The sequence below is a fragment of the Kitasatospora kazusensis genome (assembly GCF_039529945.1).
GTDB lineage: Bacteria > Actinomycetota > Actinomycetes > Streptomycetales > Streptomycetaceae > Kitasatospora > Kitasatospora kazusensis.
This window is the reverse complement of record NZ_BAAANT010000008.1, coordinates 1-22,618: the sequence shown is the minus strand read 5'-3', so window position 1 is coordinate 22,618 and position 22,618 is coordinate 1. Positions and strand designations below refer to the sequence as shown.

27 protein-coding genes are annotated in these 22,618 nt (G+C 71.2%); 24 read left to right on the top strand and 3 right to left on the bottom strand.

All coding sequences use genetic code 11. From position 1 onward, the window contains the following. Positions 1–116 precede the first annotated feature (116 nt). From ABD330_RS09155 to ABD330_RS09040, 24 genes are all read left to right on the top strand, one after another. Complete coding sequence (locus ABD330_RS09155) at positions 117–1,517, top strand: terminase TerL endonuclease subunit (RefSeq protein ID WP_344462771.1); 1,401 nt, start codon at positions 117–119, stop codon at positions 1,515–1,517. Positions 1,518–1,536: 19 nt separating this feature from the next. Next, positions 1,537–1,692: a hypothetical protein gene (locus ABD330_RS09150; RefSeq protein ID WP_344462769.1), complete on the top strand. Its 156-nt coding sequence runs from the start codon at positions 1,537–1,539 to the stop codon at positions 1,690–1,692. Further along, positions 1,689–2,966 carry a phage portal protein gene (locus tag ABD330_RS09145; RefSeq protein WP_344462767.1) on the top strand — a complete coding sequence of 426 codons (1,278 nt, stop codon included), beginning with the start codon at positions 1,689–1,691 and terminating at the stop codon, positions 2,964–2,966. Before ABD330_RS09150 ends, ABD330_RS09145 begins: the two co-directional genes overlap by 4 nt. After that, the gene (locus ABD330_RS09140) at positions 2,966–3,655 is read left to right on the top strand and encodes an HK97 family phage prohead protease (protein ID WP_344462765.1); all 690 of its coding nucleotides are present in this window, start codon (positions 2,966–2,968) and stop codon (positions 3,653–3,655) included. The genes ABD330_RS09145 and ABD330_RS09140 overlap by 1 nt, the downstream gene beginning before the upstream one ends. Before the next feature lie 117 nt (positions 3,656–3,772). Then, positions 3,773–5,131 (top strand): phage major capsid protein, encoded by a 1,359-nt coding sequence (locus ABD330_RS09135; RefSeq protein ID WP_344462763.1) that lies wholly within the window; start codon positions 3,773–3,775, stop codon positions 5,129–5,131. A gap of 75 nt (positions 5,132–5,206) precedes the next feature. Beyond that, complete coding sequence (locus tag ABD330_RS09130) at positions 5,207–5,542, top strand: hypothetical protein (RefSeq protein ID WP_344462761.1); 336 nt, start codon at positions 5,207–5,209, stop codon at positions 5,540–5,542. Between the two features lie 5 nt (positions 5,543–5,547). Beyond that, positions 5,548–6,072 carry a hypothetical protein gene (locus ABD330_RS09125; RefSeq protein WP_344462759.1) on the top strand — a complete coding sequence of 175 codons (525 nt, stop codon included), beginning with the start codon at positions 5,548–5,550 and terminating at the stop codon, positions 6,070–6,072. A gap of 15 nt (positions 6,073–6,087) precedes the next feature. Beyond that, positions 6,088–6,972, top strand: coding sequence for a hypothetical protein (locus ABD330_RS09120; protein ID WP_344462756.1), 885 nt, complete (start codon positions 6,088–6,090; stop codon positions 6,970–6,972). Then, positions 6,972–7,454 carry a hypothetical protein gene (locus ABD330_RS09115; protein WP_344462754.1) on the top strand — a complete coding sequence of 161 codons (483 nt, stop codon included), beginning with the start codon at positions 6,972–6,974 and terminating at the stop codon, positions 7,452–7,454. Before ABD330_RS09120 ends, ABD330_RS09115 begins: the two co-directional genes overlap by 1 nt. A 10-nt stretch (positions 7,455–7,464) precedes the next feature. Next, positions 7,465–7,686: a hypothetical protein gene (locus ABD330_RS09110; RefSeq protein WP_344462752.1), complete on the top strand. Its 222-nt coding sequence runs from the start codon at positions 7,465–7,467 to the stop codon at positions 7,684–7,686. Continuing rightward, complete coding sequence (locus ABD330_RS09105) at positions 7,679–8,653, top strand: phage tail tube protein (RefSeq protein WP_344462750.1); 975 nt, start codon at positions 7,679–7,681, stop codon at positions 8,651–8,653. The genes ABD330_RS09110 and ABD330_RS09105 overlap by 8 nt, the downstream gene beginning before the upstream one ends. A 10-nt stretch (positions 8,654–8,663) precedes the next feature. Further along, positions 8,664–9,119 (top strand): hypothetical protein, encoded by a 456-nt coding sequence (locus tag ABD330_RS09100; RefSeq protein WP_344462748.1) that lies wholly within the window; start codon positions 8,664–8,666, stop codon positions 9,117–9,119. Between the two features lie 41 nt (positions 9,120–9,160). After that, on the top strand, positions 9,161–9,316 hold the full coding sequence (locus ABD330_RS09095; protein WP_344462746.1) for a hypothetical protein: 156 nt from the start codon (positions 9,161–9,163) through the stop codon (positions 9,314–9,316). After that, positions 9,309–9,806 carry a hypothetical protein gene (locus ABD330_RS09090; RefSeq protein WP_344462744.1) on the top strand — a complete coding sequence of 166 codons (498 nt, stop codon included), beginning with the start codon at positions 9,309–9,311 and terminating at the stop codon, positions 9,804–9,806. Before ABD330_RS09095 ends, ABD330_RS09090 begins: the two co-directional genes overlap by 8 nt. Positions 9,807–9,848: 42 nt before the next feature. After that, positions 9,849–12,422 (top strand): phage tail tape measure protein, encoded by a 2,574-nt coding sequence (locus ABD330_RS09085; protein WP_344462742.1) that lies wholly within the window; start codon positions 9,849–9,851, stop codon positions 12,420–12,422. 43 nt (positions 12,423–12,465) lie between these two features. Further along, the gene (locus tag ABD330_RS09080; protein ID WP_344462740.1) at positions 12,466–15,885 is read left to right on the top strand and encodes a hypothetical protein; all 3,420 of its coding nucleotides are present in this window, start codon (positions 12,466–12,468) and stop codon (positions 15,883–15,885) included. 18 nt (positions 15,886–15,903) lie between these two features. Next, on the top strand, positions 15,904–16,440 hold the full coding sequence (locus ABD330_RS09075; protein WP_344462738.1) for a hypothetical protein: 537 nt from the start codon (positions 15,904–15,906) through the stop codon (positions 16,438–16,440). After that, on the top strand, positions 16,433–16,714 hold the full coding sequence (locus ABD330_RS09070; protein WP_344462736.1) for a hypothetical protein: 282 nt from the start codon (positions 16,433–16,435) through the stop codon (positions 16,712–16,714). The genes ABD330_RS09075 and ABD330_RS09070 overlap by 8 nt, the downstream gene beginning before the upstream one ends. 69 nt (positions 16,715–16,783) lie before the next feature. Further along, on the top strand, positions 16,784–17,221 hold the full coding sequence (locus tag ABD330_RS09065; protein WP_344462734.1) for a hypothetical protein: 438 nt from the start codon (positions 16,784–16,786) through the stop codon (positions 17,219–17,221). After that, on the top strand, positions 17,218–17,739 hold the full coding sequence (locus tag ABD330_RS09060) for a hypothetical protein (RefSeq protein WP_344462732.1): 522 nt from the start codon (positions 17,218–17,220) through the stop codon (positions 17,737–17,739). The genes ABD330_RS09065 and ABD330_RS09060 overlap by 4 nt, the downstream gene beginning before the upstream one ends. Next, entirely contained in the window at positions 17,736–18,443 is a 708-nt protein-coding gene (locus tag ABD330_RS09055; RefSeq protein ID WP_344462730.1) for a peptidoglycan-binding protein, read from the top strand. Before ABD330_RS09060 ends, ABD330_RS09055 begins: the two co-directional genes overlap by 4 nt. Positions 18,444–18,460: 17 nt before the next feature. Next, on the top strand, positions 18,461–18,715 hold the full coding sequence (locus tag ABD330_RS09050; protein WP_344462728.1) for a hypothetical protein: 255 nt from the start codon (positions 18,461–18,463) through the stop codon (positions 18,713–18,715). Continuing rightward, positions 18,712–19,026 (top strand): hypothetical protein, encoded by a 315-nt coding sequence (locus ABD330_RS09045; RefSeq protein ID WP_344462726.1) that lies wholly within the window; start codon positions 18,712–18,714, stop codon positions 19,024–19,026. Before ABD330_RS09050 ends, ABD330_RS09045 begins: the two co-directional genes overlap by 4 nt. Before the next feature lie 162 nt (positions 19,027–19,188). Continuing rightward, positions 19,189–19,368 (top strand): hypothetical protein, encoded by a 180-nt coding sequence (locus ABD330_RS09040; RefSeq protein WP_344462724.1) that lies wholly within the window; start codon positions 19,189–19,191, stop codon positions 19,366–19,368. A 66-nt stretch (positions 19,369–19,434) separates the two neighbouring features. Here the strand turns inward: ABD330_RS09040 and ABD330_RS09035 are convergent, their stop codons facing one another. From ABD330_RS09035 to ABD330_RS09025, 3 genes are all read right to left on the bottom strand, one after another. Then, positions 19,435–20,604: a methyltransferase domain-containing protein gene (locus ABD330_RS09035; protein ID WP_344462722.1), complete on the bottom strand. Its 1,170-nt coding sequence runs from the start codon at positions 20,602–20,604 to the stop codon at positions 19,435–19,437. Between the two features lie 8 nt (positions 20,605–20,612). Beyond that, positions 20,613–21,545: a radical SAM/SPASM domain-containing protein gene (locus tag ABD330_RS09030; protein WP_344462720.1), complete on the bottom strand. Its 933-nt coding sequence runs from the start codon at positions 21,543–21,545 to the stop codon at positions 20,613–20,615. A gap of 142 nt (positions 21,546–21,687) precedes the next feature. Next, positions 21,688–22,618 (bottom strand): endonuclease/exonuclease/phosphatase family protein (locus ABD330_RS09025; protein ID WP_344462718.1); only part of this gene is annotated, 931 nt, incomplete at its 5' end.

The window sequence follows — 22,618 nt, the reverse complement described above, 5'->3', positions numbered from 1 at the left end:
TCCCGGTGCCGCTGTCGGCCCCGCCGCTGACCACCGCGCCGAGCGACGGCCCGAAGGTGATCCGGTGGATCGAACGGCACTGCCGCTACGGGGAGGGCGACAAGTTCGGGCAGCCCGTGCGGCTGGAGCTGTTCCAGAAACTGTTTTTGATCATGCTGTTCGAGCTGCGGCCGGACGGCACCCGCCGCTACCGCCGCGCGCTGCTCGAAGTTCCGAAAGGCAACGGCAAGACGCCGATTGCCAGTTGGGTTGCTGCGTACCTGCTGGCGACCCAGCGGTCGGCCGTCATCCCGGTGGCCGCCGCCTCGTACGACCAGGCCGAGATCCTGTTCGGCGATCTGCGGACCTCGATCGACGAATCGCCCACCCTCGCGCGGCTGTTCAACACCTTCGAGGGTGAGGTGCAGGTCGCCGGCGGCCCCGGCCGGGCCTACAAGGTGGCGGCCGTCGCCGGAACGAACGACGGCCAGAGGCCAAGCGCGTTCTTCGCCGACGAGATCCACGAATGGACCGGCAACAAGGGGCGGGTGCACCTGGTGATCGCCAACGGGGCGGCCAAGAGGGCCGGTTCGCTGGTGGTCAACACCACTACCCCCGGGGCCGACCTCGACTCGTTCGCCGGCAAGTTGCACGAGTACGGGCTCAAGGTGAACGCGGGCGAGATCGACGACCCCGAGTTCCTGTGCGTGATCTGGGGCTGCCCGGAAGACCGGTACGACCTCACCGACCCCGACAGCCCCGGCTTTCAGGACCGGTTGCACCGGGCGATCCGGGACGCCAACCCGGCCGCCGACCGCTTCCTGAGCGTGCCGGACGTGGCGGCGCGGTTCTATCAGATCGCCCGTCACGAGTGGGTGCGCTACCACCTGGGGATGTGGACGACGGTCGCCGAGCGGTGGCTGCCGGCTGGTTCCTGGGAGGCGTGCGAGCGCCCCGGGCCGATACCCGACGGTGTCGAGGTCTGCTTGGGTTTCGACGGGTCGTACAACGGCGACTCGACCGCGCTGGTGGTCGTCTCCTGCCCGGACGATGACGGCGAGCTGCCGCACGTCGATGTCGTCGCCGCGTGGGAGCGCCCCGAGACGCTGGTCGGCGAGTGGCGGGTGCCGATCCTCGAAGTCGAGGACGCGATCCGGGCCGCCTGCAAGCGCTGGCAGGTCCGCGAGATCGTCTGTGACCCCTACCGGTGGGCCCGCACGTACCAAATTCTCGAAGACGAGGGCTTGCCGATCGTCGAGTTCCCGCAGTCGCCGTCGCGGATGTCGCCGGCCACGGCGCGGTTCTACGAGGCCACCACCAACGCCCAGTTGACCCACTCCGGGCACCCCGCGCTCGCCCGCCACCTCGCCAACTGCGCGATCAAGGTCGACGCCCGCGGATCGCGCCTGGCCAAGGAACACCGGCACAGCGCCCGGCGTATCGACCTCGCGGTCGCCGCCGTCATGGCGCTTGAGCGCGCCGTGCAGACCCCCGAACGCCCGCCCGCTCCGCATTTCTGGAGCTGGGCCGACCTGTGAGCCGAGGGGGTGGTGCGCCGTGCGACTGCGCCTCTCCCGCCAACAGCTCTCCGACCTGCTCGACGCGGCCGGCCTGGTCACCCTCGACGCCGCCGCCTGGTGCTGGTGCCCGATCGCCGGCCTGGTCGTGGCCGGCGCCGCCCTGCTGCTAGCCGGGTGGGTGATCGACCGGTGAGCCTGCTCCGCCGCGCCTCTCGCACCCGCCCCGAGCGGCGCTTCTACGCCCCGCAGTCCTCGGCCGGCGACCCGTGGGCGATCCCGTCCAACGGATCGTTGGCCGCGTTCACCCCCTCCGGCGTCCCGGTCACCGAGGACACCGCCATGAGCCTGCTCGCGGTCGCCGCGTGCGTGCGGATCCTCTCGACCAAGGTTGCTGGCCTGCCGTTCGACGCGATCCGGATGCGCGGGCCCCTGCGCGAGAACATCGACCCGGCCCCGATCATCGTCGGCGACCCGTTCGGCGGCACCAACAACACCGCCTACCCCTCCCGCCGGGTCGGCTTCGGCCAGCTCATGGTGTCGCTGCTGCTGCGCGGCAACGGGTACTGCCTGGTCCTGGCCCGCGACACGCTCGGCCGCCCGACCCGCCTGCAGGTGCTCCACCCCGACCGGGTGCGCTGCGGCTGGGCCCCGGACGGATCCGGGCAGCGCGTCTACCAGATCAACCGCAAGCCGGTACCGACCGAGAACATCGTGCACCTGATGGGCATGTCCCACCCCGAGGCCGCCACCGGAATGAGCCTGATCGCCTACGCCCGCAACGCCATCTCCCTGGGGCTCGCGGCGGAGGAATTCGGCGGCAGGTTCTTCGGCAACGGCGCCCACATGAGCGGCATCCTCGAAGTGCCCGGGGATCTCGACAAGGAACGCGCCCGCGCGCTCAAGGAGAGTTTCACCGCCTCACATGCCGGACTGCAAAACGCCCACGCAATCGGCGTGTTGAGCGGCGGCGCCCAGTTCAAGCCGATCAGCGTCAGCCCCGAAGACGCCCAATTTCTGGGAACCCGGCAGGCCCAAAACCTCGATATCGCCATGCTTTTCGGGGTGCCCCCGCACATGCTCGGCCAGGTCGACCGCACCACCTCATGGGGTACGGGAATTGAGCAGCAGAGCCTCGGATTCCTGCGCTACACCCTCGAAGCGTGGACCGGGCTTTTCGAAGATGCATGGTCCGCGATGCTGCCCCGCCCGCACGTGGCGGCGTTCGACCTCGACGCGCTGCTTAGGACCGACACCGCCGGGCGTTTCGCCGTCTACACCCAGGCCAGGACGGCCGGGATCATGACGCAGGACGAGATCCGCGCGCGGGAGAACCTCGCCCCGCTGCCCGACGGCAAGGGTGCCGACATCAACGCGCCGCTGAATTCCTCGGCGTCCCCGAAAGCCGACGGCGCCGACCCGGGCGCCGCTTCGGCCAAATCCGACGCTGCGTCAGGAATGGAGCCGTGATGGATTTCAGCGCCCGCAACACCCAGCCTTCCGCGATCGAGCGCCGGTCGATGCCGTTCCGTGGCGTCGAGCTGCGATCGAAGCCGAACGGGACCGGCGGCGAAGTCCTTCACTTCGAGGGGTACGCCTGCGTCACCGAGACCGGATACGAAATGCAGGACTGGCTCGGCCCGTTCACCGAAGTGGTGCGCGCCGGTGCCTTCACCCGCACGCTCGCCGACAATGCCGACGTGCCGTTCCTGCTCAATCACTCCGGCATGACGCTGGCCCGCACGAAGTCGGGCACGCTGCGGCTGGCCGAGGACTCGACCGGCCTGCACACCGACGCCGACCTCGACCCGGCCAACCCCGACGTGGCGGCGCTGCGCTCCGCGATGTCGAGGGGTGATCTCGACGAGATGTCGTTCGCGTTCTGGGTCCGCTCGCAGCAGTGGTCACCGGACTACTCGCAGCGCGACATCCTCGACGTGGACCTCGACCACGGCGACGTGTCGCTCGTCAACTACGGTGCGAACCCCGCGACTTCGGCGCAGATGAACGCCCGTGACGCCGAGCACGTGCAGCGGCTCACCGCCGACGAGCGGCGCGCGCTGTTCGACCGCCTCGCCGCCGAGTTCGCCCCCGCCCCTCCGGGCGCACCGGCCGGGCTGCGGCTGTGGCAGGCCCAGGCCGCCGCCCTCGCCCTGTAGCCCCGCCCTCCCTTCACCCGCCCCGACGGCCGACCGGCCGCCGGGCGCTTCCGCCTGCCCCGGCCCGGCCGTCGCGCGGGTGCCGCAATCCACCAACTCACCGCATTGGAGCGCCAGTTGTCCGCGCTTATCACTTCCCTTATCGAGCGGCGCGGCCAGATCAAGGCCGGCCTCGACGAGCTGCTCGCCGCCCCCACCGCCGAAGCCCGGGACCTCAACCCGGCCGAGGCCGAGACCTTCAACGCCACGGTGGCCGAGATCCGGGCGCTCGACGACCGGATCACCGAGCTGACCGACCAGGCCGAGCGCGACCGCAAGGCCACCGAGACGGCCCGGAAGTTCGCCCTCGCCGGCGAGCACCGAAGCCCGGCCGACCTCAACGTCGTCGAGCCGCAGGTGTACCGCTCCGGCGCCGGCGGCGCGTCCTACTTCAAGGATCTGTACCAGGCGACCCGCAAGGGCGAGCACGCCGCCGCCGAACGGCTGCGCCGCAACGACAAGATGGTCGCCGAGGCCCGCGCGATCTCCACCGTCAACGGCGGCGGCGGCGAATTCGTCCCGCCGATGTGGCTGGAGGAGTCGTTCGTCAAGTTCGTGCGCCCGGGTCGGGTGACGGCCAACCTCTGCGTACAGGGGGAGATCCCGGCCGGCACCGACTCGCTGAACATCCCCAAGATCGCGTCCGGCACTGCCGTGGCGCCGCAGGGCGCCCAGAACTCGGGTATCCAGCAGACCGACATCACCACGACCAGCATCTCGGCCTCGGTCAACACCGTGGCCGGCGGCCAGACGATCAGCATGCAGCTGGTCCAGCAGTCGCCGCTCAACGTGGACGACATCATCCTCGAAGACCTCGCCGCCGACTACGCCATGAAGCTGGACGCCGGGCAGGTGCTCGGCGGGACCGGCACCGGCGGCACCGCCATGGGTCTGCTCAACCTCGCCGGCACCATCTCGGTCACGTGGACCCAGGCCACCCCGGCGCTCGGCGGGCCCGGCGGCCTCTACTCCAAGGTCGCCAACGCCATTCAGCTGATCAACACGAGCCGCTTCCAGACCCCGACCGCGATCGTCATGCACCCGCGGCGCTGGTGGTGGGCCGTGGCTCAGTCGGACTCGCAGGGCCGCCCGCTGGTGGTGCCCAACGCCGGCCACCCGATGAACAACCTGGCGAGCATGGACAGCATCGACGCCGAGGGCCCGGTCGGAACGATGCTCGGCCTGCCGGTGTACGTCGATCCGAACCTGCCCACCAACTTGGGCGCCGGCACCAACCAGGACCCCATCATGATCGGCCGCTTCCGCGACTACTACCTGTGGGAGGGCGACATCAGGGCCGAAGCCTTCGAGCAGACGTACGCCCAGAACCTTTCGCTTTTCGTGAGGCTCTACTCGTACGTCGCCTTCCAGGGCGCCCGGTACCTCTCCTCGACGGCGATCATCACCGGCACCGGCGCCGTCACGCCCGCGTTCTGACCCACCCCCACCCCTCGGGCCCGGCCGCCTACTCCACGGCCGGGCCCGCCCCAACTCCCATGAGGTGAAAGCACGTTGAACCAGATCAACTACGCCAAGGGGCTGCTCGACGAGCTTGAGGGCGCGCTGCGCACCGGCTCGACCAAGCTCGCCGCCGAGGTCAAGGCCGAGCTTGAGAAGATCGCCCCGCACGCCCGCCGGGCCATCGCCGATCTGCACGGCGTGGTCGAGGACAAGGTCGTCAAGCTGGCCGACGGCACCGAGGCCGAGAACAAGGTCGTGACCGACATCAAGGCGGTCGGTGTCCGGCTCGACGAGGCGCTCGCCCCGAAGACCACGAAGACGGCGGCGAAGAACCCGGCCGGCTTCGCCCCGCCGACCGGCCCGGCCGACAGCCCACCGGTGAAGTAGCCGCCGTGGCCCGCTCGGACCCGCTCCGCCACCACCTGCGCCGGGTCCGCTCCCAGCACCGGGCCCGCCGCCCGCACACCGGGCACCGCTCCCACGTCGGCAGCACCCACCGCCGCCGCGCCGGCGCCCACGGCCACCACCACAAGGCCACCCACCACGCCAAGCACCACCACCAGCACGGCCCGCGCGCCCACCACCTCAAGCACCACACCAAGGGCAAGCACCTGCGCCACGCGCGGCACGTCAGCCGCCGGCAGCACCGGCACCGCACCCACGTGCAACACCGGCGCCACCAACGGCACGAACACCGCCACGCCGCCCACCTGCACCGCAAGCGCCGTAAGGCCGCCCACCGCCGGACCCTGCACCACCACCGGCTACAGGCCGCCCACCAGCGCCACCGGCGCCGCCGTCACCTGGCCCGCCAGCAGGCGGCCCGCCACCACCGGCACGCCGCCGCCCACCATCGCGGCGCGCACCACCAGCACCGCAGCGGCGCCCACCACCGCGCCCACCGCCGCTACCGATAAGGGAGGTGAGATGGGTTGGCGCCGCTGATCTACTTCACCGGGCAGGACGTGGCCCTTGCCGTGACCGTCCTCGACGACACCGGTAACCCCGCCTACGGGTCGCCGACCGTCCTCACCGTCACCGCCCCCGACGGCACGGTGACCACGCCGCCCACCGTCTCCACCGGCGTCGGCACCTACACCGCGATCGTGCCGGCCGTCGCGCGCGCCGGGGTCTGGGTCTACCGCTGGACCGCCACCAACCTGGGCGTCTCGTTCGCCTCCGAGGGCCAGTTTCAGGTGCGGCCGATGTCGATCGAGCAGATCGTCGACATCGGTTCGGTCCGCGCGCACCTCAACATCCCGCAGAGCACGACCAGTTCGGACGACGAGTTGCAGGGGTTCATCCTCGCGGCAGGCGAGTTGGCGAGGGATGTGTGCGGGCCGTTCCTCCCTGAGCAGCACGTGCAGTGGCTCTCCGGCGGCGGCCCCACCCTCGAACTCGACTGGCTGCCGCTCGCGTCGGTCCAGTCGGTCACCGAGTACTACGGGCAGGCGGCGTTCCCGGTCACCGAGCAGCCGCTCGGCAGCCAGATCAACGCGTTCGCGTTCACCGCCGACTACAACGTCGGGACGCTGACCCGCCGTACCTTCGGCGGGCAGGCCGCGCTCTGGGCGATCGGCACGAAGAACGTCAAAGTGGTCTACACCGCCGGTAGATCCGGGCAGGTCCCCTACACGGTCCGGCTCGGAGCGTTGGAGCTGATCCGGCATCTGTGGCAGCTGTCCCAGCAGGGCGGTCGGCCACGCTTCGGCGGCGGCGCCGACGGCGGAGAGGCGCACGTGCCGATCGGCTTCGCCATGCCGGACCGGGTGCTTGAGCTGTGGGGCCCCTACCGCCGGCCGCCCGGGATCGCCTGATGACGACCCCGATCGGTGCCGTCCCCTCAAGCTCGATCACCGCCGCCCGCGCGTGGATCCTTGCCCACCTGCAAGCCGTTCTCACCCCCGACCCGGCGTCGCCGTCGAGCGAGTTGCTTGTGTGCGACGGCGGACCGGGCACCTACCAGCCCGACGACATCGTCGCCGTGGGGGAGGTCCACCAGACCTACGCCCCCGAGTCCGGGGTCGGCTCCGGCGGCGCCGGGTGGTTGCGCGAGGAATACCAGCTGCACATCACGGTCGACGTGTACCGGGGCGGCGACACTCCCGCTGCCACGTTCGCCCGCGCCCGCGCGCTGGCCGACCTGGTCGTCGCCGTCGTGCGCTCCGACCCCTCCCTCGGCGGCGCCGTCGACCGCGCCCGCCCCGCCAGTGCCGCGCATTCGTCCGGCTGGGACGAGGAGCACCGCGGCCGGCACGTCGAGATCGACCTCACGGTCGACTGCCTCAAGACCATCTAGGGACCGCCTCTTGCCTGCCTTCCTCTACACCGGCCCCGACGACGGCCGGTACTACCCCACGCTCGGTATCACTCCCGAGCCGGGCGGGACCTACGAGCTGGCCGCCGACCCCGGCGACGGCGCATGGACCCCCGCCCCGACACCGCCGGCCGCCCGCGCACGGGCCGCCGCCACGACCGCCACCGCCGACGCGGCGGCCGAGCCGGAACGGGGGGTGACCACCAGTGCCTAAGCCAACTCACCTCGCAGCTCTCGGAGTTGCGACCGAGGTTCCCGCCACGCCGGGCACGCCGGCCGCGCCGACGATGTGGGTGCCGTGGAAGACCTGCACCCCCAAGGACATCGTCACCAACAACGAGGACAAGGGCGTCAGGGGCGCCCCGGTCGAGGTCTTCGGAATCGTGCAGGGTCAGAAGGGTTCCACCCTTGACCTGGGCGGCGACCTGCTCGCCGACAGCTTCGGGCACGTGCTCGCCGGGATCCTGGGCGACGTGGTCGTGACCGGCGCCGCCGCCCCGTTCGCGCACGCCTTCTCGGTGCTGTGCACCGGCGACACCCAGGGCGTCAGCAAGACGTGGACGATCGTCGACCCCAACCTCGGCGCCTGGCAGTACCCGGGGATCCGGCTCAACGAGATCACGATCAAGTGGAACGCTGACGGCTTGGTCGAGTGGAGCGCCAAGGGCGACGGCTGGACGTTCGTCACCCTCGCCTCGCCGCCCGCCCCGACACAGGGCAACCTCCGCCCGTTCGCCAACTGGACCGTCACCACCAAGCTCGCCGGTGTCCAAATCGGTGTTCTCGACGGCGAGTTGAGCATCAAACGCAAGGTGGACGTGATCCGGGCGGCCAACGGCACCCAGAACCCGGTGTCGGTCTGGGGCGGCGACATCAGCGTCGAGGGCAAGCTGACCACGATCATGGAGGACTCGACACAGCGCGCCGTCTACCAGGCCAGCACCGTGCAGAGCCTCGACGTGGCGCTCTCCCAGGGCGCCGGTGCCGCCGCCAACGGCCTGGCCCTGCACTGCTCCCAGATCTACTACCCCGAGGCCAGCCCGAGCCCGTCGAAGGACTATTGGGAGCTCCCCCTCTCCTTCAAGGCCGTGGCCAGCGCGGCCGACGCCGGCGCGTCCGGCGGCTACTCCCCGATCAAGGCGACGTTGACCAACGCGCTGCCCGCCGGAACCTACAAGTAGGAGAGACACAGTGAAGCGCGTCAACCTCAAGTCTCAGGCAGGGAGTTGGGTCGATCTGCGGGAGCCGTCGGAGGTTCCCGAGCGGCTTCGGCGCCCGGCTCGGCGGTTGCAGCTCAGCCTCGCCGCCAACCCGGCCTTTGCCTCGGTGATCAAGGACGCTTCGGCCGGCGGCGCCCCGCGCTCGGTCGAGGACATCGACGAGAACGAGGCGCTCGCCATGGCCCAGCAGATGGGTACCGCCGCGTTCGACGCCATGGATCAGCTCAACGACCTGTCGGTCGTCGGCCGGGTCATGGGCTGGTCGTTCGACGGCCCGGTGACCACCGAGGCGTTGCAGGATCTTCCTGGCGCCGTCTACGACGAGCTTCGGGCGCTGTGCGCCGACGGCGCGCTCGACACCGGCCTCGACCTGCGCCCGACCATGGACGACACGTCCCCTATCGCGCCCTCTACCGCCTCCGCGTAGCGATAGAGGGGCGCTTCTCCTACACCGCCGACCAACTGCCCATGGAGCAGTACCGGGACTGGCGGCTGTGCCAACTGGTCGGCCCACCCCACACCTGGGAAGACCTCCCGGCCGAGCGCCTCGACTGGCTGCTCGCGGTCGACGACGCGGTCGCCCAGGCCCGGCGCAACGTGCAGGACGGGGGCGGCGGTGAGTGACGACGGCAGCCTCGGCAGCCGGGTGAGCGGTGTCCGCGAGATCGGCGAGGCGCTGAACCGGATGGAACGCCGGGTGGACGCCGCCACGATCAAGGCGCTGAAAGCCTCGCAGCGGGTGACCCGGACCGCGATCAAGGGCCGGATGCGCGGCCGTCCCCGGTGGGGCCACCGCGGCGCATCCTCGCGCACCGGGGCGAACGTGACCGTCGACCGAACGCAGGGGCGGATCACCCGCGCGGGCGGGCCCGGCAAGCTCTCGGGCTCGCTGCTCGCCTCGATCCGGTCCTCGAAGCAGCCCCGCCGCAAGGGCGATTCCTTGTCCGCGGCCGTGATGTCCGGCGGCGCCGGCGGCCCGCAGAACCTCTACAAGCGCCACGTAGAGAGCAAGTACCCGTACTTCAAGACCGGCGCCGAAGCCGCAGAGAAGAAGCTCCCGAAGATCTGGGAAGACCTCTGGCGCGACGCCGTGCACGGCCCCGACAGCAGCTAGAACGCAGTCGGGAGGCGAACCCAATTGGCTTCCCTCCCACCGGTGTTCATCGAGTTCCTCGGCAAGTCCACCGGCCTCGCGGCCACCGCAGCGGCCGTCAAGACCGAACTCGCCGAGGTCAAGGCCGAGGGCGGCGGCAACCTCGCCGGCCTCGGTGCGGTCGGCACCGCCGCGCTCGCCGGGATCGGCGCTGCGGCGGCGGGCGCCGCCGTCCACGCCGTCCACATGGCGGCGGACTTTCAGACCGCCATGACCCGGGTCCGCACCGGGGCGGGCGAGGCGGCCGGCAACATGTCGTTGGTCTCCAACGGCGTGCTGGCGATGGCCGGCCAGGTCGGCCAGACCACCGAGCAACTCACCGCCGGGCTCTACACCGTCGAGAGCGCCTCGTTCCACGGGGCGGACGCGCTGACGGTGCTCCGCAACAGCGCGATGGGCGCCAAGGTCGGCGCCGCGGACCTGTCGACCGTGACCGACGCGGTCACGACCGCGCTCAACGCGTACAAGATGGGGGCGGGTGACGCCGCCGCCGTCACGAACAGCTTGATCGCCACCGAGGCGGAGGGGAAGACCAACCTCGAAGCGCTGGCGGGCAGCATGGCCAGCGTGCTGCCGGCCGCGTCCGCCGCGCACGTCGGGCTGCAAGAGGTGCTCGGCGCCATGGCGACCATGACGGCGCAGGGCACCCCGGCGGCCGTCGCGGCAACCTACCTGCGGCAGACGATCGGCGCGCTGTCCAACCCTTCGGGGAAGGCGGCGCAGGAAATGCAGTCGCTCGGCCTCAAGGCGATCGACGTTTCCCAGAATCTCGGGAAAAAGGGCTTGGCGTCCACGCTGGAAATGCTCACGGACGCCATTCAGTCGAAAATGGGGCCGTCCGGCACGGTCCTCGTCGAGCATCTCCAGAAAGCAGCAAAAAGCAGCACCGATTTTCAGAAGGTGCTCGCCCAGTTGCCGCCCGCACAGCAGACCTACATTGGTGCGCTCGCCGATATGGTCGGCGGGACAAAATCCATGCAGGCCGCCCTCGAATTGACGGGCAGCCACATGGCGGATTTCAAGGCGAATACCGCCGGGATCGCCGAGCACGTCAAGGCGGGCGGAAAGTCGATCGAGGGTTGGGCGGACGTACAGAAGACGTTCAACCAGCGGCTTTCCGAGGCGAAGGCCGAGGCCGAGGCGCTCGGGATCAAGATCGGGCAGAAGCTCATGCCGGCGGTCTCCGCCGTGCTCGGCGGCGTGATGGCCACGGTGACGTGGTTCCAGAAGCACCACGACGCCGCGATCATGGTCGGCGGCGCGCTGGCCGGCGTGCTGGCGGTCGGGCTGTACATGGCGGCCACGGCCGCGTGGGCGTTCACGGCCGCACTGCTGGCCAACCCGCTGACGTGGATCGTTCTCGCGGTCGCCGCCGTCGGTGCCGCTATCGCGTGGCTGGCCGTCCACTGGTCGAGCGTCTGGGCGGGGATCAAGAAAGTCGCCGAGGTGGTCGCCGCCCTGGTCGTCGGCGCTTTTGTTTTTTTGGCCGCAGAAACGTTTCGTCTCTGGCGGATGATCTCCGGCGGAGTATCGGCAGCCTGGCACGGGATCGCCGCTTTTTTCTCGGCAGCCTGGCATTTTGTGGCCGATCCTGCGGTCGCAGCCTTTCGCTGGATCGAGAAAACCACGACGGAAATCTTCGGCCGGGTGACCGCTTTTTTTCACAAATGGTGGCCGCTTCTGCTGGTGATTTTTGCCCCGCCGATCGCGCTTCTGCTGGCCATCTGGAATCACTGGCATAAGCAGATAATCGGCACCGCGCTCGCAATCTGGGGCGCCGTGTCCGGCTTTTTTGTGAAAACCTGGCAGGAAATCTGTGCGGTCGCATCGGCAGGCTGGCGGATTTTCAAGCAGGTCGTGATCGCACCCACGCTCGAACTCTGGCAATGGCTGTCAGGAATCTGGTCGGAAGCCGAACGCTGGCTGTCCGAGAAATGGGCGCTCATCCACGCGGTCGCGCTGCTGGTCTGGCACAAGATCCGTTCGGCCGTGGTCGACCCGCTGCTCGACGCCTACCACTCCGTGACCGGTACGGCGGGCAAGATCGGTTCGGCGATATCCGGCGCGTTCGGCCGGGCCAAGGATGAAGTCATGGGCCTGGTACGGGACTTCGAGGATTTCGGCTCGAACATCGTGCAAGGGATCGTGCGCGGCATCTCGGGCGCGGCCCACTGGGTGACGGAAAAGATCAAGGGACTGGCGAACGACGCGCTCAAGTCGGCGAAGAGCTTCCTTGGCATCAACTCGCCGTCGCGCGTGATGGCGGACGAGGTCGGACAGTGGATCCCGCACGGGATCGCGGCCGGTGTCGCCGAGCACGCCCACGTTGCCGCCGGTGCCGTCGCCCAGCTGTCCGCCGGCCTGTCCGCCCAGACCGTCACCCCGAATCTGGCTATCACCGGCACCAACTCCGGTGCTGCTGGCGGTGGTTACGGGGGCGGCGGGTCCGTTGTCGAGGTGACGACGATCGTCCAAGTCGACGGTAGCGAGCTGTTCCGCGCGGTGCAGCCGCACGCGCTGCGTAACGACCGACGCAACCCGAAGGCCGGTCTCGTCTACGTGCGGGCCGCCCACTGACCCAAGGGAGGTACCCACGGTGGCCGCGCAACTCGGCTCTCTGGTGGATCAGTTCACTGGCCCCGCGCTCAACTCGGCGGTGTGGAACCAGTCGAGTGCCGGCTCAACCGGCATCGACGCCCCCGGCCGCGCCTACGTGACCGTGTCGGCCGCCTACCCGGCGCTCGGCTCGGGCCCGTGGAACGCGACCGGGCAGGCCGTCTACGCCAAGGTGACCCCCGCTGCCGCCGGCAGTGGGGGCGCCGGCGTGCAGACCCTGTTCAAGGTCCAGCTCGACGGCAACAACAGCGCCTACCTGGTCGTCCGCCCCGGCGTGTCGTTTCAGGCGTTCGTCTACAACGCCGGGGTGGCGTCCGCCGTCAACCTGCCCGCTTACGACCCGACCGCACACGCCTGGTGGCGCATCCGGGAGGCCGCCGGGAGCTTCGTGTTCGAGGCGGGCCCGGACGGCTTCGCATGGTCGACGCTGGCCACGCTCGCCCACACCTGGCCGGTGACGGCCGTCTCGTTCTTCTACATCGCCGGCACCTTCGACGGCACGCTCGGCGGCGCCGCCTACCTTGAGCACCTGAACACCCCGCTCGGCGCGGCCGGAGTGCTCCCGGCCTGGCCGCGGATCAGCTTCGCCGTGGCGTTCAACGTCGGCGGCACCCAGAGCGGCACCCCGTTCTGGACCGACCTCACCGCACGGCTGCGCGACACCTGGACCGCCACGCAGGCCGGGCGGCAGTACGAACTCGACGCCGTGCAGTCCGGCACCGCGACGTTCACGCTCGACACCACCGACGGGGCGCTCGACCCGACGAACCCGGCCGGCCCGTACTTCGGGATGATCCGGCCGTTCCGCCGGGCCCGGCTCGCCGCCACGTGGCCGCCTAGCCGCAACTGGCTGCCGCAGGGCCTGGCGAACGGCACCTCGACCGCCGACACCCAGCTGACCAACGGCAGCCGGACCGTGGCCACCGTCCCGGCCGCGCCCACCGGCCACACCCGGGCCGTCGCCTGGTCCTACCCGGTCAGCTCCGGCGCGTTCGCCCTCGGCCTGGGCGCCACATCGGCGTTCTTCGCCAACTGCGACACGGACGCCGTACCGGTGCTCGGCCAACCCGGCCAACTTCCGGGCCAGTCTTGGACGTTCAGCGCGTACGCCTCGGTTGCCGCTGGTGGACCGGCGGGGCTGCAACTGGGCGGCCGGATCAGCTGGTACCGGCAGGACGGCACCCGCATCGCACCGAGCGACGGCGCCCCGGTGACGATGCCCACCGCCCCGGGCTGGACCCGGATCACCGTCACCGCCGCCGCCCCGGCCGGCGCTGTGTGGGCGCGCGTCTCCCTGATCTCCCCGGCCACCACCGTGACCACCGTCGCTGGCACCGTCTACCTGACCGGCTGGCAGTTCGAGCAGTCCGCCGCCGTCACCCCGTGGACGGACCCGGGCGCCACGTTCCCGCTGTGGGGCGGCTACGTCGAGCGGTGGCGCCAGCGGTGGCCTAAGGGCGTGGCGTACGGGACCGTCGAGGCCGGGTGCGTGGACGCGCTCGCCGGGATCGCCCGCCTGACCCTGCAACCCTCGTTGCAGCAGACCCTCGCCGCCCTCGGCCCCTCAGCGGTGTACGCCTTCAACGAGGCCGCCGGCGCGACCCAGTTCGCCGACGCGACCGGCCGCCGCACCGCGCGGCTGCCGTTGGCCGGCCCGTCCGGGGCGGGAAGCGCCACCATCACCAGCGGCAACGCGGTGCAGGGCGCCGGATCGGTCGGCAACGCCGGCCCGGTGGTCACCCTCACCAACCCCGGGGCCGGGCAGACCACCAACCAGCCCGGCCTGTTCATCGGGCCGCCGCCCTCGGGCCCGTTCGGGCCGCCCGCCACCGGCGGGTGGACGAGGATCATCTGCTTCCGCACCACCACGACGCCCGCCGTCCGCCTCGCCCTGTGGACGAGCTTCGCCCCCGGTGCCGCCGGTGGCAGCGGCTCGAAATCCTACGTCGAGCTGTTCATCGACTCCTCTGGGCACTTCGGCGCCGCCCTGTCCAACGCCGACGGCAGCGCGACCGCCAGCGTCGGGGTCGCCGACGTGGTCTGCACCACCGGGGCGTGGCACATCGGAATCGTCCAACTGTCCGCCGACGGAACGGTGTTCACGGTCGCCTGCGACAACTTCGGGTACGAGGCGACGACCACCGGCGACTACCACCCGAGCGGCTGCACCGCCGACTCGATCGGCGGCCTGGTCATCGGATCCTCTGCCTACCTGCTGTACTCCGGCGACCTGGCGTACGCGGTCGAGATCCCGTACGAGATCGGCAACGACATCGCGTACGACGTGGGAGTCGGGTTCTCCCTGGGCTGGGCAGGCGACACCTCGACCCGCCGCGCGCAGCGGATCCTCACCATGGCCGGGTACCCCGGTCAGCTCGCCTCGCTCAACGGTGTCGAGGTGATGGGGCCGGCGAACCTGTCCAACCAGAACGCGGGCGCCGCGTTGCAGGTGGTGGCCGACTCCGAGGCGGGCCAGGTGTACGCGGACCCGTCCGGCGTCGTCACGGTGGCCGGCCGGCGGTGGCGCTACCTGCAAGCCTCCCCGGCCGTGGTGTTCGGCGACGGCCCCGGGGAGGTGCCCTACCAGGGCGACGTGTCGATCGACCTCGACCCGGATCACGTCTACAACACCGTCCAGGTCACCAACCAGGGCGCACCCGGGGCCGAGCAGCCGCCGGACACCTTCGCCTCGAACAGCGTCTCGGCTGGGGAATACTTCCCGTCGAGCCTGGCCCGGACGATCAACGTCTCGGACCCGACGGAGCCGCTGTACGCCGCCAACTACCTGGCCGGCCAGTACGCCGAGCCGCAGCCGCGTGTGTCCCGTGTGACGGTCGGCCCCAGCACCACCCCGGCGCTGTGGCCGACGCTGCTCGGCCTGGCCTTCGGCACCCGGGCCCGGCTCAACCGGCGGCCCAACGCCTCACCGAACGCGATCACGCTCGACACCTACGTCGAGCAACTGGAGTGGCGAGGAGACGACCAGGGGCAGTTGCAGCTCTCGTTGCAGCAGTCCGCCGCCGCCCCGTACTCCGGGTGGCTGATCGCCGCCGCGCTGCACACCACCCTCGCCGCCCCGGCCGCCGCCGGCGCGTCCACGCTCACGCTGTCCGCGCTGACCGGCTCGGCCGCCAACCCCGCCGCCGCCGTCCTGCCCGGCGGCACCGTGCTGACCGTCGGGTACGGCACGGCGGCGGCCGAGACGGTGACCGTCGCCCCGGGCGGCGTCGCCACCACCACGCCCGGCTACACCAGCGTCGCCGTCACCCTGACCGCGCCGCTGGCAGGCAGCCACGTGGCGGGCGAAGTCGTCTGCCAGCCCCTTCCCCCGGGCGTGACGCTGCCCAACCCGGCCGCCTACCCGGCGAGCCTCGACGCCGCCGCCACCCTCACCGCCACCGGCGGGCCCCGGGCCGCCTACTGAGAGACGGAGGAACGCCCCTTGACCGGACTGCCGGTCACCACCCCGTACAGCTGGAACGTCGCCGACAGCTTCACCGCGAGCATCGGCAACACGATCCGCGACCAACTCACCTTCCTGCAAAAGCCACCGAGTTTCGTCGGCTACCAGGGCACCACCCAGAGTCTCGGCAACCAGAGCTGGACCCCGCTCGGCCTCGACCAAGCCCCGATGGACTCCTACGGCGGCCACTCCACCACCACCAACACCAGCCGCTACACCTGCCAAAGCGGCGTCGGGGGCTGGTACACCGTCTGCGGCGTCTACGCCCCCAACGGCAACAGCACCGGTTTCCGGGCCGTCAAGATCCAGGTCAACGGCGTGGCCGTGATCGGCTCGGCCGCCTACCTGCCGGCCCAGGGCGCCGAGTTGGGGGTCGTCACCCCCACGAAGGACGTGTTCCTCAACCCCGGCGACTACGTCGAGGTGTCCGGCTGGCAGTCCTCCGGCGGAAGCCTCGGCACCGCCCTCGACGCCGACCTCCGCGCCGGTCTATGGGTGAGGTACTCCCATGCCTGACGTTCCCAACTTCCAACCACAGTGCGCCAGTTGCGGTCTTCCGCCGGTGGTCCAGTGGCGGCGCCGGTCCGCCGACGACCCGACCCACACGGTCACCGTGCTGGCCTGCGCCGCCCACGGCATCACCCGCGACCTGGCCGCGCACGTCCACGCCGCTACCTGCACCGCGCCCGACCCGGCGCACCTGCCGGCCTGCGGCTGCACGGTCGAGCCGATCGACCCCGAGCCGGCGTTCCCCGCCGCCGCGCCGGTGGCACTGCCGTCGGGCTGGTGACCGCGCCCGACCCGTTCCGTCCCGCCCCCGCGCCGTCCGGCCGGGGGCTTTCCCATGTCCGGAGTTTCCTTGACCAGCCGTTCCCGCAAGGCAGTTGCCGCCCACGACCAGCACGTCGCGCACCGCTACACCGTCCACTACCCGGAGCACCCGCCGCGCGAGGGCGACCCGCATTACGCCGACTTCGAGCACTACCGCCGCCGCACGAAGGACAGCGCGGTGTGCCACTTCGCCGAGCGCCGCCACGGCGACACCACCGAGTGCGACGGCACGCTCGAACTCCACCACGCGCACGTGGAATTCGCGCTGACCAACGCCGTCGATCTCACCCTGCTCGAAGCCGACTACCCCGGCATCGGCGACCCCGAGACGGTCGGTGCCTGGGTCGAGAGCGCCGACAACCTCGTCTGGTACTGCGCCCGCCACCACCGCGGCCCCGGCGGCGTCCACACCGCCACCGCGAGCGACTTCGAGGCCGAGGTGTACGTGCGGGGGCTGATCACGTGAGCCGCCTGTCCGTCCTCGACGACAAGGTCGCCGCCCGCGCCACGAAGGCGTTCGGCAGCATGCCCGCCTTCTACCTGCTCACCCTCTACGGCCTGCTCCCGCTCGCCCTGCCGAGCGCACAGGACACGCTCCTGTACTGGTCCAACTGCGTGCAGCTGATCAGTCTGCCACTGCTGATGGTCGGTCAGAACGTGCTCGGCCGCGCCGCCGAACAGCGCGCCGCCGAGACCCACGACGCCGTACTCGACGAACTCGCGCTGCTGCGCGCCCTCGTCGCCCAGCAGGCCGAGCAGCCGCCCGCGCCGGCCACCGCCAACCCCACCACCCCGAAGGGATCCGCCATGCCCGACCGACCCGTCGACCCCCACCTCGACCAGGCGGCCCAGGCCGCCGCCCTCACCGAGACCCACAACGGCCCGACCGAGCCCGGCGAGCAGCGCCTGCTCGCCGCCCAGTTCGGCGCCCCGAACTCCGCCGGCGTCTACGGCGCCCCGGCCCCCGAGGGGAACCCCGCATGAGCATCGACACCATGGTCGCCGCCGCCGAGCGCACCCTCGGCACCTCCGGCCGCCCGAACTACATCACCACCGACTACGCGTCCCGGGACGGCAGCGAGTTCGCCGCCGCCCCGTGGTGCGACGAGGGCGTGACCTACTGGGCCCGCCAGTCCGGCGAGTACAACGCGGTCTGCTTCGGCACCGACTACGCGTACACCGTCGCCCACGCCGCCCGCTTCGACCAGGCCGGCCAGTGGCACCCCGGCGCCGACGGCATCGCCCGGGGCGACATCGTGTTCTTCTCCTGGTCCGGCGGCACCACCATCGACAGCATCGAGCACGTCGGCATCGTCACCGGCACCTCGGGCGGCTACGTCTACACCGTCGAGGCCAACACCTCCGACTCCGTCGCCCGCCGCGTCCGCAGCGCCGGCGTGATCGTCGGATACGGCCGCCCCCAGTACACAGACGCGCCCGCCACCCCGGCCGCCCCGGCCTGGCCCGGCCGCGTACTCGTCAGCACCAGCCCCATGATCCACGGCGACGACGTGCGTACCTGGCAGCAGCAGATGCGCACCCGCGGCTGGTCGATCACGGCCGACGGCTGGTACGGCCCCGCCTCCGCCGCCGTGGCCCGCGCCTTCCAGCAGGACAAGGGGCTGACCCCCGACGCCGAGGTCGGCCCGATCACCTGGGCCGCCGCATGGACCGCCCCCGTCACCTGACCCGAGAGGACAACCCCGTGACCGACTCCACCCGCCGCAGCGTCCGAACCGCCGTGCAGACCCTGCTCGGCCTGCTCGCCGCGCTGCCCCTGCTCGTCTCCACCGCCGGCCTGCCCTCGGCCCTGCCGGGGCTCGGCGTCGCCCTCGCGGTCGCCACCGCCGTGACCCGGGTCATGGCCCTGCCGGTCGTCGAGAACCTGCTGCCCGCCTGGCTGCGCACCCCGGCTCCGGCCCCGGCCGCACCGGCCGCCCCGGAGGCCACCGCCCAGTGAGCCCCGCGACGACCGACGCCGGCCAGCTCGACACCGTCGCGCTCTGGTGCGGCGCCCTCGTCGCCGTCGCCAGTGCCGCCGGCCTCCTGTGGCGCATCACCCGCGCGCTTCACCACCTGGTGCGCCGCGTCGAGGACGCTGTCACCGGCTGGACCGGCACCGACGAACACCCCGGCGTCATGACCCGACTCGACCGCATCGAGCACCGCATCGGCGCCATCGAGTACCAGCTGCACCCCAACTCGGGGTCCTCGCTGCGCGACGCCGTCGACCGCGTCGACCGCCGCACCGCCCAACACCTCGATCCGTAGATTCTCCGACCCGCTAGCACCGGGCAGGGAGCCATCAACTCGCTTTGCCAAAAACGGCATTGGCCGACTAGCGTTCGATACATGGCAATCAGCGCTTGGTCAGTCAGTTACCGGGTCGATCCGGCCATCAGCCCCAACGGGCCGGTTCCCCTCGCGGGAAAGGTGCTTGGCAGTCTCCACGCTGCCCTCGCCGACAAGCCGATCGAGGAGTGGTCCTTCGAGGCGCGTGGCGAGAAGCTGGAGAACTTCGAGGAGTTCCAGCGGCTCATCCATGAGGCGGAGAGCATCAGTTACGGCGACTTCGTCGCGCGGGCGGACGGCATCACCGTCGAGTCCAGCTGATAGCACCCAGACAGCACTACGCCCCCGTACCGGCCTTCGTGCCGGTACGGGGGCGCTTTCTGCGTTTCAGCTCGTCGGCTTCGCCGCCCAGGGAGACGAGATGACCGTCGACCAGCCGCCCCGGGTCAGGGTGGTGACGCCGTCCGGGGTCACGGTCACATGCGCGCCGTAGACCGGCAGCGAGCCCTCGCCGAGCCAGCGGCGGCGTACGCGGTCGAGCTGGTCCCAGAGCTGGCGCGGGCCGCCCTGGTGCACCGTGGCCGGGCCCCGGTGGTTCGCGCTGCTGGCGCGCGCCCATGACCCGTCGGGGTGGAGCATCCACGCCGTCCGGCGGCCGTCCGGGTCCTCGCGGTACCGGTGCTCAAGGCCGGGAGTGGTGATGCTGAGCATCGACCAGAGTTCCCACGCCTCCGGGATGTTGATCACTGGGAACGGGCTCTCGGTGACGGTCTCGCCGTCCTGGTCCGCGATCCAGCCGACCGCCGTGGTGTCCATGAGGTCCGGGGCGTAGTCGTCCCCGGTCCGGGCCGCCATGAAGCCGGCCCGGTCCCACTCCACCCGGCCAACCGCCGAGCCGTCCGGCTGCTTGTCCGCGGTCACGATAAGCCCGGTGTCGGCGAGCGTGGTGACCAGTCGGCCGCCCGGCCGCAGCGCATCCAACCAGGACGCCGGTACGCCAGGCACCGCGACCGTGGACACGATCCGGTCGTAGGCGCCGACCGGCAGCCGGACGGTGATGTCGCCGGTGATCAGCCGCGGACGCATGCCGAGCTGGGAGAGGCGGTCGTCGGCGGCGTCGGTCAGGTACTTGTCCACGTCCATGCCGGTGACGTGGTGGTAGCCGAGCCTGTGCGAGAGCACGGCCGGCGTGTAACCGGAGCCGACCACGCACAGCACGTCGGCGCTGTCCGGGATCATCGCGTGCCGCAGCATCGTGACCACCAGGCCCGGCAGCGTGCCGGACGACGTGGGGTGCCCGGCCGGCAGGTCCCCGGCGTTCGCGTGGTCGGCGTGCAGCGGCCCGATCCGGGTAACCAACGTGCGGTCGGTGTAGGCGGTTTCCATCCACCGTTTCTTATCGAGGGTGCCGTCGACCAGCTCCCACGACTGCGCGCCGCGCTCCCACCAGCGCGGCACGAAGATGTGTCGCGGGACGGCCGCGACCGCCTGTGCCCACCGGGATGCCGGATGGACGCAGGCGGCGGCGAGCCGGGCCGCGTAGGGCTCGAACTGCAAGGTCACTCCTAGTACGCGGGGTCGCAGGCGGGGGTGCGGGACGGGTCGCAGTCGTTGCTGTCCGCCGGGGTGCACTCTCCCACCGCACCGGGGGACGGCATGCAGGAATCCTCCTTCGGGGTGCAGCTGTCGGGCGCACAGCCGTTGAGGCGCGGCGGGATGGTGGCGGCGATCTCTGCCCACTTCTGGCCGTTGAGGATGTCGGCGAGCGGCTGGTCGGCGACCGACCCGGCGGGCAGGAAGCGGCCGAGCACGCACGGCGTCACCGTGCCGTCCGGCATGATCGCGGCGCGGCCCCGGGCGCAGTTCCCGCACAGCTCGGAGACGGAAGGAAGGATCTTGCGGGAGGCGGCGTTCCCGACGCCGCGCACGCGGTCGAGCTGGACCTCGGTTACCCCGAGCGATTCGAGGTCGGCGCGGGCCTGCTCGACTCGCTGCCCGTCGAGGATCTCGACGATGCCGGCCTTCAACGGGATGCCCCGGCGAACGGCCTCGGCGATGTTCGCCCGCGTGCGGGCGTGGCTGCCCTTCCGGTCGGTAACGCGGTCGTGGTCCTCGGCCTGGTCGCTGTAGTAGCTGGTGGCGAGCGTGACCCGGGGGTGCTCCAACAGGGGCCACCACTCGGCCTTGATGTGGAACAGGTTGGAGTACACCTGCACCTTGAGGCCGCAGTCGAGCGCGTACCGAACGAGGTCGTCCCACCCGGGCCGGCGCGTGGGCTCACCACCGATGAACTGCACGTGCTTCACGCCGTTGCTCGCGGCCTCGTAGATCACCGCTCGCCACTGCTCGTCGGTCAGGGTGCCGTGGCCCTTCGTGGGGCCGGCCTGCGCGTAGCAGTGCGACGGGCAGGTGAGCTGACACTTGCTGGTGATCTCCAGTTCCAGGAATTCGACTCCGGCCGGGGCGGCGCTGTGCGCGCGCTGGGTGGCGGTGGTCATCGCGGGTGTCCTCTCGGTGGCAGGTGGGTTGGAGAGTTGCCGGGCCCTGAGCCGCAGGGCCCGGCAACAGGGCGCCGGACGGCCGTGGGGGAACGAAGCCGCCGACGCCGAACCGCCCGGGTCGCCGGGCGGAGACTGGGAGTCAGGCGCCGGTCAGCACCTGTTCGAGCGCCTCAAGGTCGAGGACCAGCTCAACCGGCAGATGGTCGGACACGGTCCTCAGCTCGGGGGTGTCGATGGTCGAGGCTCGGACGATGGCGGGGGCGAGTTCCCCCGAGGCGTAAATGCGGTCGATCCGCCGCAACGCGCCCTGGTCGGGCCTGCGGTACCCGGCAGTCGGGGCGGTCGCCTCGCTCTGGCCGAGCTTGTCGCGGGCGTAGCGGGCGGTGTCCACCAGACCGACCGTGGTGAGGGTGCGGTCAGGGCGCTCGTCGCTGACCCGCACGCCCGGCGCCGTCTCGTACGTGCGGTTCGCGAAGTAGGCGCGGTCAGCCACCGCCGCCCACTCCTCGGCCGACGGGCCCTCGCCGTCCGGGAAGGAGTTCCAGTCACCGCCGACGATCACGAGGCGGCCCGGCTGCGCGTGGCTGCTGTACCAGTCGGCTTCCCGCTGGCGGATCGTGGCCGAGTAGTAGCAGGAGTGCTCCGAGACCAGCGCGAGGGCACGGGGGCTGACCGCTCCGCCGGGGCGGCGCAGGCGCACCGTGACGTTGGCCGGGGCGTGCCACGGGGCCCACGGGTGCAGGTACTCGGCGTCGACCATCAACAGGCCGTCGTCGTGGACGAACACCACGTTGTCGTTGCGGCTGCCTCCGGCGACCGCAGCCGCGTAGCCGTGCATCCCGAGCTGCGCCCCGACCTGGTGAAGATCGCCGGGCTGCATCTCCTGCCACAGCACCACGTCCGGGCCGTACTCGGCGAGCCACCGGCATGCATCGTCGAGGTGCTTGCCCTTCTCGATGTTGTAACTGACGATGCGCAGCTCGTGATCGCTCCCGCTCAACGGTGCCTCCTGTGCGTGCGGTCGGAAGAGGTCGGCGCGGGCCGCCAGCGGGAAGGGGTGGCGGCCGGCG